General features: G+C 64.8%; 16 protein-coding genes. 12 read left to right on the top strand and 4 right to left on the bottom strand.

The window, feature by feature from the left end; translation table 11 throughout:
* Positions 1 to 40: 40 nt before the first annotated feature.
* Complete coding sequence (locus I6F21_RS10755) at positions 41 to 1387, bottom strand: polysaccharide biosynthesis C-terminal domain-containing protein (protein WP_225141429.1); 1347 nt, start codon at positions 1385 to 1387, stop codon at positions 41 to 43.
* Between the two features lie 409 nt (positions 1388 to 1796).
* Here I6F21_RS10755 and I6F21_RS10750 point away from each other — a divergent pair, with 409 nt between their 5' ends.
* A complete protein-coding gene (locus I6F21_RS10750) occupies positions 1797 to 3014 on the top strand; it encodes an NAD(P)/FAD-dependent oxidoreductase (RefSeq protein WP_225141431.1) in 1218 nt (405 codons plus the stop codon).
* Positions 3015 to 3034: 20 nt separating this feature from the next.
* On the opposite strand, the gene I6F21_RS10745 is transcribed toward I6F21_RS10750, so the two are convergent.
* Both I6F21_RS10745 and I6F21_RS38810 read right to left on the bottom strand, forming a co-directional pair.
* Positions 3035 to 4171, bottom strand: a complete 1137-nt coding sequence (locus tag I6F21_RS10745; RefSeq protein ID WP_225141433.1) for a GNAT family N-acetyltransferase — start codon at positions 4169 to 4171, stop codon at positions 3035 to 3037.
* Between the two features lie 313 nt (positions 4172 to 4484).
* Positions 4485 to 4607, bottom strand: a complete 123-nt coding sequence (locus tag I6F21_RS38810) for a hypothetical protein (protein ID WP_260346694.1) — start codon at positions 4605 to 4607, stop codon at positions 4485 to 4487.
* A 236-nt stretch (positions 4608 to 4843) separates the two neighbouring features.
* Here I6F21_RS38810 and I6F21_RS10740 point away from each other — a divergent pair, with 236 nt between their 5' ends.
* Together I6F21_RS10740 and I6F21_RS10735 are read left to right on the top strand one after the other, a co-directional pair.
* Complete coding sequence (locus I6F21_RS10740; RefSeq protein WP_128262436.1) at positions 4844 to 5104, top strand: hypothetical protein; 261 nt, start codon at positions 4844 to 4846, stop codon at positions 5102 to 5104.
* A 136-nt stretch (positions 5105 to 5240) separates the two neighbouring features.
* Complete coding sequence (locus I6F21_RS10735) at positions 5241 to 6482, top strand: c-type cytochrome (protein WP_225141480.1); 1242 nt, start codon at positions 5241 to 5243, stop codon at positions 6480 to 6482.
* 30 nt (positions 6483 to 6512) lie between these two features.
* Here the strand turns inward: I6F21_RS10735 and I6F21_RS10730 are convergent, their stop codons facing one another.
* On the bottom strand, positions 6513 to 8483 hold the full coding sequence (locus I6F21_RS10730) for a 4Fe-4S binding protein (RefSeq protein WP_225141435.1): 1971 nt from the start codon (positions 8481 to 8483) through the stop codon (positions 6513 to 6515).
* Positions 8484 to 8647: 164 nt separating this feature from the next.
* On the opposite strand from I6F21_RS10730, the gene I6F21_RS10725 reads away from it, so the two are divergent.
* From I6F21_RS10725 to fdh3B, 9 genes are all read left to right on the top strand, one after another.
* Positions 8648 to 9388 (top strand): biotin/lipoate--protein ligase family protein, encoded by a 741-nt coding sequence (locus I6F21_RS10725; protein WP_225141437.1) that lies wholly within the window; start codon positions 8648 to 8650, stop codon positions 9386 to 9388.
* Positions 9385 to 9924, top strand: coding sequence for a DUF6505 family protein (locus I6F21_RS10720; RefSeq protein ID WP_036005125.1), 540 nt, complete (start codon positions 9385 to 9387; stop codon positions 9922 to 9924). Before I6F21_RS10725 ends, I6F21_RS10720 begins: the two co-directional genes overlap by 4 nt.
* Entirely contained in the window at positions 9921 to 10928 is a 1008-nt protein-coding gene (locus I6F21_RS10715; protein WP_036005122.1) for a DUF6352 family protein, read from the top strand. The genes I6F21_RS10720 and I6F21_RS10715 overlap by 4 nt, the downstream gene beginning before the upstream one ends.
* Entirely contained in the window at positions 10925 to 11440 is a 516-nt protein-coding gene (locus I6F21_RS10710) for a DUF3305 domain-containing protein (RefSeq protein ID WP_036005120.1), read from the top strand. Before I6F21_RS10715 ends, I6F21_RS10710 begins: the two co-directional genes overlap by 4 nt.
* Positions 11437 to 12060: a DUF3306 domain-containing protein gene (locus I6F21_RS10705; protein ID WP_225133613.1), complete on the top strand. Its 624-nt coding sequence runs from the start codon at positions 11437 to 11439 to the stop codon at positions 12058 to 12060. Before I6F21_RS10710 ends, I6F21_RS10705 begins: the two co-directional genes overlap by 4 nt.
* A gap of 129 nt (positions 12061 to 12189) precedes the next feature.
* Entirely contained in the window at positions 12190 to 12969 is a 780-nt protein-coding gene (locus I6F21_RS10700; RefSeq protein ID WP_225183143.1) for a molecular chaperone TorD family protein, read from the top strand.
* Between the two features lie 30 nt (positions 12970 to 12999).
* On the top strand, positions 13000 to 13209 hold the full coding sequence (locus I6F21_RS10695) for a twin-arginine translocation signal domain-containing protein (RefSeq protein WP_225141439.1): 210 nt from the start codon (positions 13000 to 13002) through the stop codon (positions 13207 to 13209).
* Positions 13210 to 13223: 14 nt separating this feature from the next.
* Positions 13224 to 16166: a formate dehydrogenase subunit alpha gene (locus I6F21_RS10690; protein ID WP_158284415.1), complete on the top strand. Its 2943-nt coding sequence runs from the start codon at positions 13224 to 13226 to the stop codon at positions 16164 to 16166.
* 13 nt (positions 16167 to 16179) lie between these two features.
* Positions 16180 to 16776 carry a formate dehydrogenase FDH3 subunit beta gene (fdh3B, locus tag I6F21_RS10685; protein WP_036005105.1) on the top strand — a complete coding sequence of 199 codons (597 nt, stop codon included), beginning with the start codon at positions 16180 to 16182 and terminating at the stop codon, positions 16774 to 16776.
* The last annotated feature ends 37 nt before the right edge of the window (positions 16777 to 16813 follow it).

Genomic DNA, 16813 nt, shown 5'->3' with positions numbered 1-16813 from the left:
ATCGGTCCTGCGCGTTCACCCCGGCGGCGCGTGCTGACACCTAGTCACGCGAGTCCGCGCTACGAACGGCATAATTGCCGCGCCTCGATGCTGGGAAGCGCAAGAGCACCAGAACGGAAGGATCCACCCCGCTGCGCCGGCGGCAGAGGACGTTCAGGGCGATGGTCGCGAGCGCGAGCGACACGGTCGTCGAAATCGCCGCGCCAAGCACGCCGAGGAAGGGGACCAGGACGAGAAATCCGACGAGCCGCAGCCCGACGTTGGCAGCGACCACCGGCACATAGATTCGTTCATGACCGGTCAGCTGCAGGATCGCAGCAGCCGGGCCGCCCGCCGCCTGGATGGCGGTTCCGATTGCAAGCACGATCAGGACCGAATGCTGCTCGGCGAAATGAGGTCCGAACAGGTTGAGGAGATAGGGGCCGCCGATCCAGATCGTGGCGAGACCGGCGACGACGCAGAGCCCAGTCACTTCCGCCATCAAGCGCGAGGTCCGCTCGAACTCCCCGTGGTTCTTGCTGAAATAGAGCGACGGGAGCCGGCGCGCACCGAACGTGTAAAGCGCCGCGGACACCATGGCGAAAATGTTGGCGAGGCGCGAGGCGGCAAAGTAGATTCCCGCGGTCGTCGGATCCAGCATCCAGTAGACCAGAATGACGTCGAGATACTGATTGGCGACTTCGAGGATCGATGCGAGCCAGAAGTGCAGGGCACTTGATCGCCAGCGTGACGTCTCCGAGCGCGCCGGCGTACTGCGCAGATCCGGCAGCACGCGCGCGACGGATACGATCTGCGCAACAAGGCCAACCGACATGGCGACCGTCATCGCCGCGAACAGCTCGGCCGGATCGAGTTGGCGATGGGCGAGCAGCATGACGAGCAGGAACACGACGACGAGGGCCCGCCAAAGGAACTCGCGGTTTCCTTCGCCCATGAGAATGCTGACCAGCGAGCGCGCGATTTGGCTGCCGAGCATCAATCCGGCATTGACGGCCGTGTAGGCCGACACCGCAAGGATCAGCAGCCACCAGTCGCCTCTCATGCTCGCGACGATCGCGATCCCGCCGATCACGATCAGCATTGCGACCGAGGCGATCTTCAAGCTCGATTGCAGCACGCCTTTGGTAAGGTCCGGCCTTTCGCCGACCTGATATTCGTTCAGGAATCGCACCAGCAGGGATTCCTGGCCGACCAGTCCCACGACGGCTGCGATCTGCGCGACCGACAGCCAGGTCGCAAAGATGCCGAAGCCGTCAGGCGACATCGTCCGCGCAGCCAGCGAGAACAACGCGAACGCGAGCACGCCGCTGCCGACCTTGAGCAGGATGGTCCCGGCAACGCCGCGCGTGACGTCGCGCCGCATGAACTGGAGAATGGATGCGATCATGGAAGGGTTAAGGGAGCCGCGCTCCCCTGACGAGACATGTTCCGATACCGGCGAGAACCTAGCATGTCGAGCAATCGCGAGTGTTAATGGACGAGTTGGAGGATTTCGGCGATCGCGGTGATACGGGTTGCTTCGTTCTGGAACATCGCTGTCTCCATTGTCCAACATCTGCGAGTTTCAACTCGCGCGACGGACGGCATAACGCCGCATCGACGACTGAGAAGGCGAGATCCGGGGCTCGCGTGCAGAATGGTTTCGGGACAGCAAGACGCGTGCCGCGGCGAGTCGGCGAACTGGGCACCTGCGGTCATTAACCTCAATCTCAGGAAATGTTCGCACCCGGCCCTGCGATGCGACATCAGGCGAGAGAATTGCACTGCAGACGCTGTTAACCGTGGGAGCCGGAGCCATGACGAGAACCGTGACCGAGCCGGTCGACGGGGACGAGACCGCAACCATCGACTCGGACGTCGCCATCGTCGGTGGCGGTCTTGCGGGATCGCTTGCGGCGGCCGTGCTGGCGCGGGCAGGGCGTCGCGTCGCTCTGATCGACAAGCGGGCAGTCCATCCGGATGAGTTTCGGGTCGAGAAGATCGGCGGCCATCAGCTGGAGCTGTTCGGCAAGCTCGGCTTTCTCGATGCGCTCGAAGATGTCGCGTGCCGATATGATCAAGTGCTCAACATCCGTGAGGGCAAGGTGGTCGATGTCAGCGTCGGCAGGGCTTACGGATTTGCCTATGCCGATCTCGTCGCAATGGCGCGTCGCCAGCTTCCGGATCCTTCCAACCTGATCGTCGACGAGGTCACAGCGATTGGCAGCAGCGGCGATGTCCAGCATCTCGAGCTCGCCTCCGGACGGCGCGTGGCGGCGCGCCTCGTCGTTCTGGCCACCGGCATGGCGGGAGCCCTGGGCTACAAGCTCGGCATCAGGCGGCGCGTGCTTGCCGAGCGCCATTCGGTGTCGTTCGGTTTCACGATCGCTCGCCAGGATGGCACCCCGTTCGATTTCGAGGCGTTGACCTGTTACGGCGAACGCACCGTCGATGGCATCGACTATCTCAGCCTGTTTCCCGTCCACGCCGGAATGCGTGCCAATCTCTTCATGTTCCGCGATCCGACCGATCCTGTTATGCGCGAGTTGCGCCGCGAACCGGAGGCGACAGTTTTGCGCCTGCTGCCGGGATTGCGGAGCTACCTCGGCGATTTCCGTGTGACCGATCGCGTCCAGAACTGGGTGATGGATCTGACCGTCGTCGAGGGGCATCTCCGGCCCGGAATCGTGCTGATCGGCGATGCGTTCCAGACCAATTGTCCCGCGGCCGGAACGGGTGTCGCCCGCCTGCTCGTGGACGTCGACCGTCTCTGCACCGAATATGTGCCGCGATGGCTCATGACTGCAGGCATGGGCCTGGAGAAGATCTCGCAATTCTATGCCGATCGCGACAAGATCGCGGCGGATCAGCAATCGCTGAAGATGGCACGCTTCCGCCAGGCGCTGACCTCGCGCAACGATATCGGCTGGGACGTGCGGCGACGGTTGCACTTCCTGCGGCGCAGTCTTGCACACCGCGTCGATCAGATGCATCCGGGCTGGCTTGGCCGCGTCCGCGGCGTATTGCGCGCCTGATCTCTGCGACCCCCCGCCGGTCAGCGCGTGGGCCTCGCGGTGTGGGCGGGCTGAACCTTCAAATCGGAGAGCCGCTTGGCCGCCAGCTTGAGCCAGGGCGCCTGCTTCAGCGCGAAGAGGGCGATCGCGCCTACGGCGCTGCCGACCTGCGTGACCTCCCACATCGGTGAAGCCTGTGCGCCGAACGATTTCTTGTATGGCTCGTCGCCGATGGTGAAGTCGAGCATCTGATCTCCGCGCTCGATACAATCCCGCGCCACTTGTTCGAACATCAGCGCGCCGATGGACTGGCTCTTGTAGCCGGCGATGTCGAAGGCGCTCATGATGACGAGGAAGCTGTCGCGGTGGCACAATCCGAGCACGGCGGCGATCACTTCGCCGTCCATCTTCATGGCATAGAGGCGAACGAAGGAGCCAAGGCCCCGAAGGGCGACGTCGGAATAGAAGCCGTAATATTCGGGCCGCTGCAGCAGGTCTCCGTCGCCTTGTGCGTGAAAGCGCGGGCCGCGAAACTTCCTCATCACCTCCATCGTCTCGAGCACGGCGGCGCTGTCGCTGCAGCATGAGAAGCTCAGCGCGCCCTTCTTCTGCAGCTGACGATATTTCTTGGCGAGTTCCTTCTGATAGGAGCGATCCATCGCACTGGCCCGCCATTGCTCGTAAGGCGCGACCAGAACCGTGGCATAAGCATTGGTGTTCATCGAGACACGGCGGGACGTGGCCAGGAGGTCCTCGATCGGAAGCCGTCCGTCGGGCAGCTTGGCCATCCGGAGCAGATCGAAGGGGCGGACAAGGCGCCGAATCTGCGCGCATGCGGCCGCATCATCGAGCAATCGTGAAAACACGTCCGGGCTGCAAACCGGTGCCAGATAATCGGAGACGCGGAGGTCGGCGAACTCGATGGTTCGTATCGGACCGCGCCGGATTCGGAGCAGCGGTAACACCATCGCAAGCGTGCCGGTGTCGCGGTCGCGCACGATGACGACCAGGGCCGTTGCACCCGTTTCAGGCGCGAGCCTGGTGTAGAGGCTATGCAACCAGACCGGATGCTGGAAGGCTGTGGCAGCCGAACGATCGAACAGCTCTGCATATTCCGGAGACAGAAAGTCGAACGACGGCTCGATGGCGATGTCGAACGTGTTGCTGGGCTTATTCATGCGCACAAGGAAACCGGATCATCCGCGAACGTCGTTCGAACCGTAGCTGCGCTTATACCAAGGCCGTTACAGGTCAGACACTGCCGCTGCGCGATTTGCGCCAATGCGTTCAACCATGCTCGTATGGTTACCAAATTCTGAAGCCGGAGGCGGAAATGGCGCATGGAGCGCACCTTGCGCGGCGCCATCGTCTGCATGGCGCAGGCAATGATCTACGATCCTCGGCTGCAGGAAAGCTATGGTTCGCAAGGTCGAGCTCGTTCCCTCCGCTCCGATCCTCGGGCCGATCGGGCTCAAGCGCGAGTGAGACTTCTTAGAGCCGCACCCCGGTGGTGGCAAACGCGTGCGCGGCGGGCTCCTGCACGCGATCGAGGATCACCATCCCACCAACCGCGATCACCACGGCCGCGACGCAGCCAAGCAAAAAAGCCTTCATCCTCAGCCTCCCTCGATTGGACCACGCCATCTATACGACAGGGCCTGCGGCGAGCAAGCTCGTCGATCGCATCAGCCATCCGCCCGCTATGGGCTTTTGAACACGGGATCGGCGGAAAGACGCATCGCCCATCGAGCCAAGGGACCGGAGCTCGGCGCTGCTGCGCTGCACGATCCGGAACGGATGCGGGTCTTGCAAGTTTTCTGCAGGCCTGGTGAGCGCATCGGAGGCTTGGCGTGAAATTACCGAGAACGATCCTGTGCTTCGCAGCACTTTGCATTGTCGAGGGCGCCCTGGCCCAGCCGGCGCAAACCAACTCGCCGACGGGGCAAACGCCTCCCGAGGACAAGGGCCAGCTCCAGCCGCAAGGTTGGACGGGTCCGATCAATACCGGCTCGGGTGGTGCGCCGCCCGAAAGCCCCCAGGGCCAGAGTCCGCCCGGAATGCAGCCCGCGCCGGAGGGGTCGTCCAAGACCACGACGGCACCGGCCAAGTAGACTGTTTCAAGTAGACCGTTCCAGGATATTCATTTCCGTTGCCTCTTCTGGCAATCTCGAGCGGGTGAATGTCAGCAGGCGGCCAGGAATGAACAGATCGGCTCTGTGCACGAAGGTGGCCGCATTGCTGTGGACCATGTTTGCCGCATCGACGGTGCATGCCGACATGGTCGGACACGGCGGCCCGATACGGGCACTCGCCGTGTCGCCCGATGGCGACAGCCTTCTTTCCGGCAGCTTCGACACCGCCGTCATCCGCTGGTCGCTGAGGACAGATACGGCAGAGCACGTGCTGCGGTATCATGCCGATGGCGTCAACGCCGTCGCCTTTCTCAAAGATGGCCGCATGATCACGGCCGGAGCCGATGCGCGCATTGCGGTGTGGACGGCGGGCCGGCCCGAGCCGGACCGGGTGCTGGAGGGACATGTCGCACCGATCGCGGCGCTTGCTGTGTCGTCCGACGGGACGCTTCTCGCATCGGCGTCATGGGACCAGACAGTGCGGCTCTGGTCGCTGTCGGACGGCACATCCCGCGTGCTCGAAGGGCATACGCAGAACGTCAATGGGGTCGCTTTCCTGCCGGACGGCAGGCTCGTCAGTGTCGGCTACGATCTTGCGCTGCGCATCTGGCGTTTGCCGGATGGCCAACCTGACATCGTGACTTTGCCGGCGCCGCTGAACGCGGTGGCTGTCGCGCCGGATGGTGAAATCGTCACGGGCGCGGTCGATGGCAGGCTGCGCATGCTGACAACGGACGGCAAGGTCAGCAGCGAGGTCGCGGCCAGTCCGACGCCGGTGGTGGCCTTGGCCATGTCGGCGGACGGTGCGCTGGTCGCTGCGGCCGGGATCGGCGGCACGGTGGCGATCATCGATCGCAAGTCGCGCAACTTGCTGCGCACCCTGGTTGGGCCCGGGCTGCCGGTGTGGGCGGTCGCCTTCCTTGCCGATCGCGAGACACTGATGACGGGTGGTGCGGACGGCAGGATCAGGCGCTGGAATGCCCGCACCGGCAATCCCATCGGTTCAAGCCTGGTCGGCACACCGGCCGACCCGCTTGCGGCCTATGCCGGCGATCACGGCGCCGATGTGTTTCGGGCCTGTGTTGCCTGCCACACGCTCTCGGACAAGGAGGTGCAGCGCGCGGGTCCCACACTTGCGGGACTCTACGGCCGCAAGATCGCTTCGGTGCCGGGATATCGCTTCTCTGATGCACTGAAGACGATGGACATCGTCTGGACGCCGGAAACCGTCGCACGATTGTTCGAAATCGGGCCGAATGCCTACACCCCCGGCACCAAGATGCCGGAGCAGCGCATCGGCTCGGCCGAGGACCGGCGCGCGCTGACCGACTTTCTGGGCCGCGCGACGTCGCGATGATTGCCTTGCGCCGATTCGACGGCGTCCGCTTTAGTCCTTGCCGTTGCGTTCGCGGAGATAATCATCCGTCGTTCGCGGCGGCGTTCGTTCCGGAACGCCCTTGAACGGATCGAATTGTTGTTCGCTCATGACCACGACGCGGCAGTCCGCGCACATCCTGAGCGCCTCGATTCGCTTGTCGCCGGCCGGATACATCCAGTGCCGGCCTTCGAGCTTGGCGGCGATGCGGTCGATCGTGCTCTTGACGCCGAAGGGCGTGCCGCAGCGGACGCAGAGCGCGGGCTCCTCTTCCTTGATGACAACGGCGGGCGCGCGCGCCGCCCGGAAATCGATCTGCGGCTTGAGGCTGATCACCTTCTCCGGACAGGTGCTCTGGCACAGGCCGCACTGGACGCAGGCATCCTCGATGAATTTCAGCACCGGCCGCTCGGGATCGTCGCGCAGCGCGCCGGTCGGGCAGGCCGAGACGCAGGATAGGCACAGCGTGCAGCCATCGGTCTCGACGCTGATTGCGCCGACGGGCGCACCTTGCGGCAGCGCGATGACGTCGACGGGCTGCGGCGCCAGCCGGTGCAACTCGCTGAGGGCGAACCGCAAGAGATCGCGCCGCTTGCCGACGGTCTTGAAAGTTGCCGGCGTCGGTACCGCGGCGAGCGTGCCGATATCAGTCAAATGCGCGCCGAGCGCGTCGGGATCGTCGGTTTCCATCGTAGCGAGGCGACGGCCCGCAAATCCAAGGCCGCCGAGGATCGCCTCAGCCATCGCGATCGTCTGCGTCAATCCGGTCACGTCGTGGCGCGGCTTGCCACGGAGCAGGAAGCGCACGGCAGAGACGCCATAGGCGAAGGCGCCGACGATCGCCTCCAGCCCGACCTGCGTGAGCTCGTTGACGGCAAAGGGAAGCACGTTCGCCGGCAGGCCGTCGCCATGCCGCGCGAGGGCGTCGATCAACCGCGTGCCGTGCGGGCTGTCGTGAAAGAGCAGCACCGCATTCGCGCCGCCGGCCTCGCGATAGGCGAGCAGCATGGCGCGAAGTTTATGGAGCAGCGTATCGGCGGGCGGCAGCGCGTAGGAGACCGCGCTGGTAGGGCAGGCCGCCGCGCATTGGCCGCAGCCCGCGCAGATATTCGGATCGATTGCGATATGATCGCCGACGGGCGTGATCGCCCCGGTCGGGCAAAGATCGAGACAGCGATGGCAGCCCGTACGCTTCGAGCGCGAATGGGCGCAAAGCGCCGGCGCAACCTCGACATATCTCGGCTTGTCGAAGCTGCCGACGAGATCGCGCGCGGTCAGCACCGCGCGCAGCACCGCGGCGGGATCTTTCGTGTCGGCGCGGAGATAGCCGTCGCGCAGGTCGTGGGCGGGAAACATTGGCAGACCGCCGGAAAGATCGAGCACGATATCGCAGCGCGAGGTGACCCCGCTTCGCGGCGAGTCGAGCACGAAGCGATCGCGCGAGGAGGGGCGGGGACGCGCATAATCGTCGATGACAAGCTCGAACGCGCCGAAATGTCCCTTCGCGGAGCGGATCGTGCCCTTCACGATCGGGAACACCGTGGCAACCGGCGGCACCGTGTCATCGAGCTGCTTCAGCATCACGGTGACGTCGAGGTGATCGGCAAGCAGGCGGCCGGCCTCGATCGCGGCCTCATCGCGCCCGTAGATCAGGATGACGCCCTCGCTCGACAAGGTGACGAGCGGATAGTCCGGGGCGGGGATGGAGGCGGATGCGAGCAGGGCGGCCATTTTTGCGCCGGCGTGCGCGCCGTCGCGGGACCAGCCAGCCGTCTCGCGGATATTGACGAAGCCGATCGCGTCAGGCCGCTCGCCGGCCTCGTCCGAAAACTGCGCCGCCTGCTGCGTGCAGGCGACCGTCAACACGCCTTCTGTCGCGGCCATGTTGCGGAAATGATCGAGCTCCGCCCCGCAGAGGTGGCGGAAGCTCTTGACCTCGCTGTTCGGACATGCGCGCCGGATTGCAGCCACGTCGAGGCGCATCGTGTCTTCGCACGAGCAGATCAGGATGGTCTTCGACGGCTGCTCCAGGTTAACTCCTCCGCCTTTCGGACGACGACGACGGACTCGCGCGGGCCCTTCGCCTCGTATAGACATTATCCATCGGGAAGAAAAGGAAAGCGGAGGACGGTCTGCCGTCGATCCCAGTGAGCCATGTTTCCACGGCGGAACCGATCCACCTGCCGCCGCCGTTCACATTGGTGCGATTGCGCGAGAGCGGCGACGCTTTTGCCCATGCATGCCGCATCGCACCGGAGAGCGGCGCCGGAACGCTCGTCTATGTCGGCCGCTTCGACCTCGCCGAGTTCGCCGTGGTGCTCGAGCCGGCCGAGCCGTTGCGCAGCGCGCGGCGTGCGTTCTACGCAGGCATGGTCGCGCTCACCGACGCGCTTCGCGCCTATGCACCGCCGAGCAAGCCGATCACGATCGGCTGGCCGGATGCGGTCAGGATCGACGGGGGGCTGGTCGGCGGCGGACGGATGGGTTGGTGTTCCGGAGCTGACGAGGACGCGCCGCCGCCCTGGCTGGTCTTCGGCGCGATGATACGGACGGTTGCCATGAATGATGACGATCCAGGCGTCCACCCGCTGGCCTCGGCGCTTGACCAGGAAGGCTTTGGCGAGGCGGGCGCGGCGCAGATCACGGAAAGCTTCGCCCGGCATCTGATGCTGGCGCTGGACGGCTGGCGGGTCGACGGCTTCGACAGCGTCGCGCGCGACTATCTCACGCGGATGCCGCGTGAAAGGCGGACGATACAGCGCATAGATGATTGCGGCGACCTCCTGACGCGCCGCATCGGGACGGAGACGATCGAACGAAGCGACCTGGTCCGGGCGCTCGCGGTGCCGTCCTGGCTCGATCCGGCCCTCGGAGGACCGCGCCTGTGAAACTCCTGCGCACGATCGCGCTCGATCCCTCGGACACTTTCGTGTTCGACGTGGCGGCAGAGCCGGGCGAATGGGCCGTTTCCGGCGCCTTCCGCTTCTGGGATTGCGATGGCGCGAAGCTCGAGGGCAAGGCCCGCGCGGCGTTTCGCGGTGGGTTCCTCGGGGTGCAATCCTGGGGCTGGTCGACGCTGGCGCAGATCGTTCCGGCGACCGCGGACGATTACCACGGCCTGGTCGATCTGCTGGCGAGGCAATTGGTCGATCGTTTCGGCGCGCCGGATATGGCGGCGGCGAAAACGGCGGCCGAAGAGGAGGTCGCTTTTGCCCAGTCGCTCTGCAGCCATCCCATCAGCTCGCTTATTGCAGTGCACCGTACCTCGAGCGACGGGGAGGTCCGCGAGTCGTTCCGCCGGCTGCAGCTTCGGGAAGGCCAGGGGCATGGCAAGGCGTTCTCGTTCATCGAGATGGAGGACGACGTCGAGCCGGACGGCGATCTCAGGCTTGCAGATCTCGGCCGGGAGCCGACCGTCCGATGAACGATTTCTGGATCTCCTGTGGTCACCACCTGCTCGATCGCGACGAGGGCGGCGGCCTGCGTGTCACGGACGAATTTCTCAAAGCCTATTTTGCCCGTCCCGAGCTGATGCCGCCGGACGACGCGTGCCCGGTCGAACGCCGGCTGCATCGCGATCTGCTCGCCGACCCGCGCCAGGCCGTCGGCGCCGGCGAGATCGCCGCGATTGCCGATGCTGATGCCAGGGAGAATTGGCAGTTCGTGCTGGCGTTCCGCGATCTTCTGCTGCGGCATCCGACGCTCGAAGCGGCCTATCTTGCCTGGCTCCGCTCAGGGGCGAACGATCTGCCGCCGCTGTTCGTCAACCAGCTCGTGCACGTCATCCTGCGCAACGCGCTCGACGGCTGCGACGACCCGTTCGTGCTGCGCGCGGCCGAATTGTTCTTCCGGATCCAGCGCGTTCTCCCACATGAGCACGCTTTGTTGCTGGGAGACGAGGAGGTCGTCGGCGGCCGGAGCCCGACCCCGGTGCTCTCGCTGATGTCGATGCTCGGCGCCACCACCGATGCGGTGGTCGAGGTGTTGGGCGAGGAGAATGCCGAGGCCTATTGGCACCGGAGCGACCAGTTCGACATGGCCCTCGACCTGACCGCCGACGGCCGCGGACCTGTAGCGCTGGCGCAGGCGATGACGCGTTGGGTCTCCCATCTGCTCGGCATCGATGTCGTGATCGAGCCGCTACGGGCGCTGCACGAGGCGAAGCTGAGCTGGTATGTCGGGCTCGATGCCGATGCCACGAGGCTCGGCGACCGTCTGTGGCACGGCGAAGAGCTCGGCGAGCGCGACGCCGATCGCGTGCTGGCGCTGTTCCGGCTGACGTTTGCGGATTCCAGCCGTGCCCTCGACGATGTCGGGGATGAGCCGGTCTACCTGATCCTGTCGATGACGGCGGATCAGAAGCTGCGGATGAAGCCACAGAATCTGCTGACCGGGTTGCCGGTGAAGCGGCTGGAGATGGCGACGTGAGCCCCGCGGCATTGCCGTCCCTCTCGATTGCCGTCGGCGTCGTAGTCGAGCGGCGCAAGGCCGACTCGCCTTGGGTCGATTTCATCTGGCGCGGAATTGCTGTCCTGCCGGACGAGCCGTCGACCGAGCCATGGACCGTGCTTCGCGAGCAGGACGGCACGACCCTGTTCTATGCCGGAAGTGCGACCATCGATCTCTATCCGTCGGAGACGGCGCGCTATCGCGACAATCTCGCCTCCGGCGGTCCGAGCATCTGGGTCGTGTTGTCGCCTGCGGAAGGCGTCTGGCCCTATGCAGTCACCGCGGTGACCGCCGACCCCGCCGAGGGCGAAGGCTTTACCGAAGCCGCCGACAATCTCGTCGAGGCCGTGCCGATGCCGGAAGTGCTGCGCGAGGCGATTGAAAGCTTCGTGGCCGAGCACCATGTCGAGCGCGAATTCGTCAAACGCAAGCGGCGCCGTGCCGATCCGGAGGCGCTGGCGCGGCGCGAACATGAAGGCGGAAAGGAATGAGTGAGGAGGACTTCCTTGCGCGTTGGTCCCGCCGCAAACAGCAGTCGCGAGCGGAGCCGGCGAAACCTGCCCCGGCGCAGCCGACGCCGCCGTCCGAGGACAAAGAGGACGAGACGGAGTTCGATCTGTCGAGCCTGCCGTCGATCGACGAGATCAATGCTGCCACCGACATCACGGCCTTCCTCGGCAAGGGGATTCCTCGCGAGTTGAGCCTTGCGGCTCTTCGCCGCGCTTGGGCGACCGATCCCGCGATTCGCGACTTCGTCGGGCTCGCGGAGAATGCATGGGACTTCAACGACCCGACGGCGATGCCGGGATTTGGCCCGCTGGATTGTTCCTCGGAGGAGCTGGCCGCACTGGTCGATCGCATTGTCGGCGGCGTGCGCGAGGCGGCCAAGTCTGCGGCCCAGACTCTTGCTGAGGCGTCGATCGAAACGGCGGATTCTCCGGCGGAATCGCATCAAGCCGATGTGGCACTTGTTTCCAATGTCGTCGAGCCGCCCGATGAGACGCAGCACCTGGCAATCCCTGCTGCAGTGCAACCGACAGTGGGTGAAAGACCTGCGGATTCTGCAGAGCCTGTGAGGTCCCGCACGCATGGTGGTGCACTGCCGCGCTGAACCACGACCAAAGACTATAGGTACAGGCTATGGCAGGCGATTGACCGTTGCTGGAACCCGGATTACGCTACCTACTGCTTTGTAACAAAAGCGATAATCAAGCAGACGGGACTGGGATGGGAGGTCCACGTGCGCGATGACGGACTTGATCGAGCGATCGATGCCGCAGGCGGCATCGCTCAGCTTGCACGCAAAATAGGCATCAGCCAGCCCTCCGTCTCGAATTGGACCCGTGTGCCCGCACAACGGGTGGTTGCAGTCGAAACGGCGACCGGCGTCTCCCGAAACGATCTGCGGCCCGATCTTTACGGTGAGCAAGCCGGCTCCGCCGAGCTCGTCGATCCCATCGATGCGGCGCGCGCGCAGGAATACGTCTTGCTCGCGGGCCTGCTGTCTGCGCCTCCGTCGAAGCGCCTGCTCGATCAGCTCGCCGCGCTCAGCGGAGACGCGACGCCGCTCGGTCGCGCGCATGCGGCGCTTGCCGAGGCCGCCTCGAACGCCGTCCCAGCGAAGGTCGAGCGGGAGTATTTCGATTTGTTTGTCGGGCTCGGCCGCGGTGAATTGCTGCCCTATGCTTCCTATTATCTCACGGGCTTTCTCAACGAACGGCCTTTGTCGCGCCTGCGCGGCGACCTGATGACGCTCGGCATCGAGCGTATCGCCAACGATTCCGAACCCGAAGATCACGCTGCCATCCTGTGCGAGATCATGTCGGGCCTTGCCGATGGCCGCTTCGATGCCTCACACGAGGCGCAGCGCGCCTTCTTCGAAAAGCACGTGTCGCCATGGATGGGGCGGTTGTTCGCCGACATCGAGAACGCGGGGACTGCCCGTTTCTATCGCGCAGTCGGCGCGCTCGGCCGCACTTTCATCGAAATCGAGACGGAAGCATTTACATTCGCCAGCTGACCGAGGGCGCTTCGGTCCGGGAGAGATGCGATGAGTGACGAGACGAGAGCAAAGGTCGGACGCCGCGATTTCCTGCGCAAGGTCGGCTTGGGTACCGCCGGTGCCGGCGCGGCGCTTGCAACACCGTTGGTCGGGTCCGCCCAGGCCGACAGTGAAACCAACGATGAGAAGCGCAAGGCGCGCTACAAGGAATCCGATCACGTGAAGACGTTCTACCGCGTCAATCGTTATCCGGCCTGAGAGGGAGGCTGCCCGTGCTTATCAAGCGAACACACCAGCGTTCCGATCGCCGCGGTTCCGTCGCCGAATCCCTTGCGGGGCAGGGCGGGGGACTTGATCGCCGCACGTTCCTGCGCAAGTCCGGCCTGGCCGGCGGCGCGCTCGCCGCGCTCGGGGCCATGCCGGTGGGCAACGTGCGAAAGGCGGAGGCGGCCGCCGCCGGCCCGCTCGCGGCCGGCGCCACCGTCAAGAAGAGCATCTGCACGCATTGTGCCGTGGGCTGCACGGTGACGGCGGAAGTCCTCAACGGAGTCTGGATCGGGCAGGAACCGAGCTGGGATTCGCCGATCAACCGTGGCTCGCATTGCGCCAAGGGCGCCTCGGTGCGCGAGCTCGTGCACAGCGATCGCCGCCTGCGCTATCCGATGAAGCTGGTGAACGGGCAGTGGACGCGCGTGTCGTGGGACACGGCGGTGAACGAGATCGGCGACAAGCTGCTGCAGGTTCGCGAGAAGTCGGGCAGCGATTCGGTCTATTGGCTCGGCTCGGCCAAGATGACCAACGAAGGAGCCTACCTGTTCCGCAAGTTGGGCGCGTTCTGGGGCACCAACAACACCGATCACCAGGCGCGGATCTGCCACTCCACCACCGTCACCGGCGTCGCCAATACCTGGGGCTACGGCGCGATGACGAACAGCATCAACGACATGCGCAACTCCAAGACGATGCTGTTTATCGGCAGCAACGCGGCGGAAGCGCATCCGGTCAGCATGCAGCACCTGCTCGAATCCAAGGAGCTCAACAAGGCGAATTTCATCGTCTTCGATCCGCGCCTGACCCGCACCGCGGCACATGCCACCGAATATGTCCGCATCCGTCCCGGCACCGACATTCCCGTGCTCTACGGCATGATGTGGCACATCCTGAAGAACGGCTGGGAGGACAAGGAATTCATCGCCCAGCGCGTCTACGGCTTCGACGACCTGCGCAAGGAGGTCGAGAAATGGAATCCGCAGGAGGTCGAGCGCGTCACCGGTGTGCCCGCCGCGCAGCTCGAGCGCGTCGCCAAGACATTCGCGACGGTCAAGCCCGCGACCATCATCTGGTGCATGGGCCAGACCCAGCACACGGTCGGCACCGCCAACGTGCGGGCGAGCTGCATCGCGCTGCTGATGACGGGCAACGTCGGCAAGGCCGGGGCCGGCGCCAACATCCTGCGCGGCCATGACAACGTGCAGGGCGCGACCGATGTCGGCCTCGATATCGTGACGTTGCCGTTCTATTACGGCCTCGCGGAGGGCGCCTGGAAGCACTGGTCCCGGGTCTGGGAGGTCGACTACGACTATCTCGTCTCGCGCTTCGACGAGAAGAAGCAGATGGAGACTCCAGGCATCCCGCTGACGCGCTGGTTCGATGCGGCGCTGTTGCCGAAGGCCGACGTCGCACAGAAGGACAACGTCAAGGCCGTGTTCGTGCAAGGCCACGCCAGCAACAGCATCACGCGCATTCCCGAATCGCTGAAGGGCCTGAAGGCGCTGGAGCTGCTGGTGATCGCCGATCCGCACCCGACCACCTGGGCGTCTCTGGCGGTCGAGGCCGGACGCAAGGACGGCGTCTATATCCTGCCCGTGGCGACGCAGTTCGAATGCGCGGGATCGCGCGTCGCCTCCAACCGCTCGATGCAATGGGGCGAGCAGATCGTCAAGCCGATCTTCGAATCCAAGGACGACCTCGAGATCATCTATCTGCTGGCGAAGAAGTTCGGCTTCGCCGACAAGATGTTCAAGAACATCAAGGTCGAGAACAACCTTCCGGTCCCCGAGGACGTGCTGCGCGAGATCAACCGTGGAAGCTGGTCGACCGGTTATTGCGGCCAGTCGCCGGAGCGCATCAAGGCGCACATGAAGAACCAGCACAAGTTCGACCTGGTGACGATGCGCGCCCCCAAGGACGATCCGGAAGTCGGCGGCGATTATTATGGCCTGCCTTGGCCGTGCTGGGGCTCGCCCGAGGTGAAGCATCCCGGCTCGCCGCTGCTCTACAACAACAATCTGCACGTCATGGACGGCGGCGGCGCATTCCGTCCGCGCTTCGGCATCGAGCGCGAGGAGAAGCTGCCCGACGGCACGACGCGGAAGGTGAGCCTGCTCGCCGACAAGTCCTTCTCCAAGGGCTCGGAGATCGAGGACGGCTATCCCGAGTTCACGCTGGCGAGCCTGAAGAAGCTCGGTTGGGACAAGGATCTCACCGAGGCCGAGATGGCGACGATCCAGCGGGTCAACCCGGCCAATCCGGATGCGGTGTCCTGGGCGCTCGACCTCTCCGGCGGCATCCAGCGCGTCGCGCTGAAGCATGGCTGCGTGCCCTTCGGCAACGGCAAGGCGCGCATGAATGCGTTCGGTCTGCCGGATCCAATCCCGGTGCACCGCGAGCCGATCTACACGCCGCGCGTCGACCTCGTCGAGAAGTATCCGACCTTGCCCGATGCCAAGCAGTTCCGTCTGCCCAACATCGGCTTCTCGGTGCAGAAGGCGGCGGTGGAGAAGGGGATCGCCAAGCAGTTCCCGCTGATCCTCTCCTCCGGACGTCTCGTCGAATACGAAGGCGGCGGCGAGGAAACCCGCACCAATCCGTGGCTCGCCGAATTGCAACAGGACATGTTCATCGAGATCAGCCCGGCTGATGCCGCCGATCGCGGCATCAAGGACGGCGGCTGGGTCTGGGTGAGCGGCGCTGAGAACAACTCGCGGGCCAAGATGAAGGCGATGGTGACCGAACGCGTCGGCAAGGGCGTCGCCTGGATGCCGTTCCATTTCGGCGGCTGGCTCGGCGGTAACGACCTGCGCAAGAACTATCCTGCCGGCACCGATCCGATCGTGCTGGGCGAGAGCGCCAACACGATCACGAGCTACGGCTACGATCCTGCAACCGGCATGCAGGAGCCGAAGGTCACGCTTTGTCAGATCGTCGCAGCCTGAGAGGAGCACGCACATGGCTCGGATGAAATTTCTCTGCGACGCTGATCGCTGCATCGAGTGCAACGCCTGCGTCACCGCCTGCAAGAACGAGCACGAGGTGCCCTGGGGCATCAACCGGCGGCGTGTCGTCACCATCAACGACGGCAAGCCGGGCGAGCGCTCGATCTCGATGGCCTGCATGCACTGCACGGACGCGCCCTGCGCGGCGGTCTGTCCGGTGAACTGCTTCTACACCACGGCCGATGCCGTGGTGCTGCACTCCAAGGACCTCTGCATCGGCTGCGGCTATTGCTTCTACGCCTGTCCGTTCGGCGCGCCGCAATATCCAAAGGTCGGAAACTTCGGCTCCCGCGGCAAGATGGACAAATGCACCTATTGCGCCGGCGGCCCGGAGGCCGACGGCAGCAAGGAGGAATACGCGAAATACGGTGCGAACCGGCTGGCCGAAGGCAAGCTGCCGCTCTGCGCGGAAATGTGCTCGACCAAATCCTTGCTTGCGGGCGACGGCGAGATCATCGCGCAGATCTACAAGGAGCGCGTCATGAAGCGCGGCTATGGCTCGGGTGCATGGGGCTGGAAGACCGCTTATCGCGAGGCGATCGAGTCCTGAAGTGGCAACAGAAGGGCGCGCAAATACCGGGGAGGAC

The sequence above is a fragment of the Bradyrhizobium sp. NBAIM03 genome, assembly GCF_020194055.1.
GTDB classification, from domain to species: Bacteria; Pseudomonadota; Alphaproteobacteria; order Rhizobiales; family Xanthobacteraceae; genus Bradyrhizobium; species Bradyrhizobium yuanmingense.
Note: the sequence above shows the minus strand (reverse complement) of the source record. Positions and strands in the feature narration are given on the sequence as shown.

What these genes read in the sequence shown, in the direction of transcription:
- I6F21_RS10755 (WP_225141429.1), bottom strand. Translation starts at nt 1,387, where the DNA reads ATGATCGCATCCATTCTCCAGTTCATGCGGCGCGACGTCACGCGCGGC.
- I6F21_RS10750 (WP_225141431.1), top strand. Translation starts at nt 1,797, where the DNA reads ATGACGAGAACCGTGACCGAGCCGGTCGACGGGGACGAGACCGCAACC.
- I6F21_RS10745 (WP_225141433.1), bottom strand. Translation starts at nt 4,171, where the DNA reads ATGAATAAGCCCAGCAACACGTTCGACATCGCCATCGAGCCGTCGTTC.
- I6F21_RS38810 (WP_260346694.1), bottom strand. Translation starts at nt 4,607, where the DNA reads ATGAAGGCTTTTTTGCTTGGCTGCGTCGCGGCCGTGGTGATCGCGGTT.
- I6F21_RS10735 (WP_225141480.1), top strand. Translation starts at nt 5,241, where the DNA reads ATGTTTGCCGCATCGACGGTGCATGCCGACATGGTCGGACACGGCGGC.
- I6F21_RS10730 (WP_225141435.1), bottom strand. Translation starts at nt 8,483, where the DNA reads ATGCGCCTCGACGTGGCTGCAATCCGGCGCGCATGTCCGAACAGCGAG.
- I6F21_RS10715 (WP_036005122.1), top strand. Translation starts at nt 9,921, where the DNA reads ATGAACGATTTCTGGATCTCCTGTGGTCACCACCTGCTCGATCGCGAC.
- I6F21_RS10705 (WP_225133613.1), top strand. Translation starts at nt 11,437, where the DNA reads ATGAGTGAGGAGGACTTCCTTGCGCGTTGGTCCCGCCGCAAACAGCAG.
- I6F21_RS10695 (WP_225141439.1), top strand. Translation starts at nt 13,000, where the DNA reads ATGAGTGACGAGACGAGAGCAAAGGTCGGACGCCGCGATTTCCTGCGC.
- fdh3B (WP_036005105.1), top strand. Translation starts at nt 16,180, where the DNA reads ATGGCTCGGATGAAATTTCTCTGCGACGCTGATCGCTGCATCGAGTGC.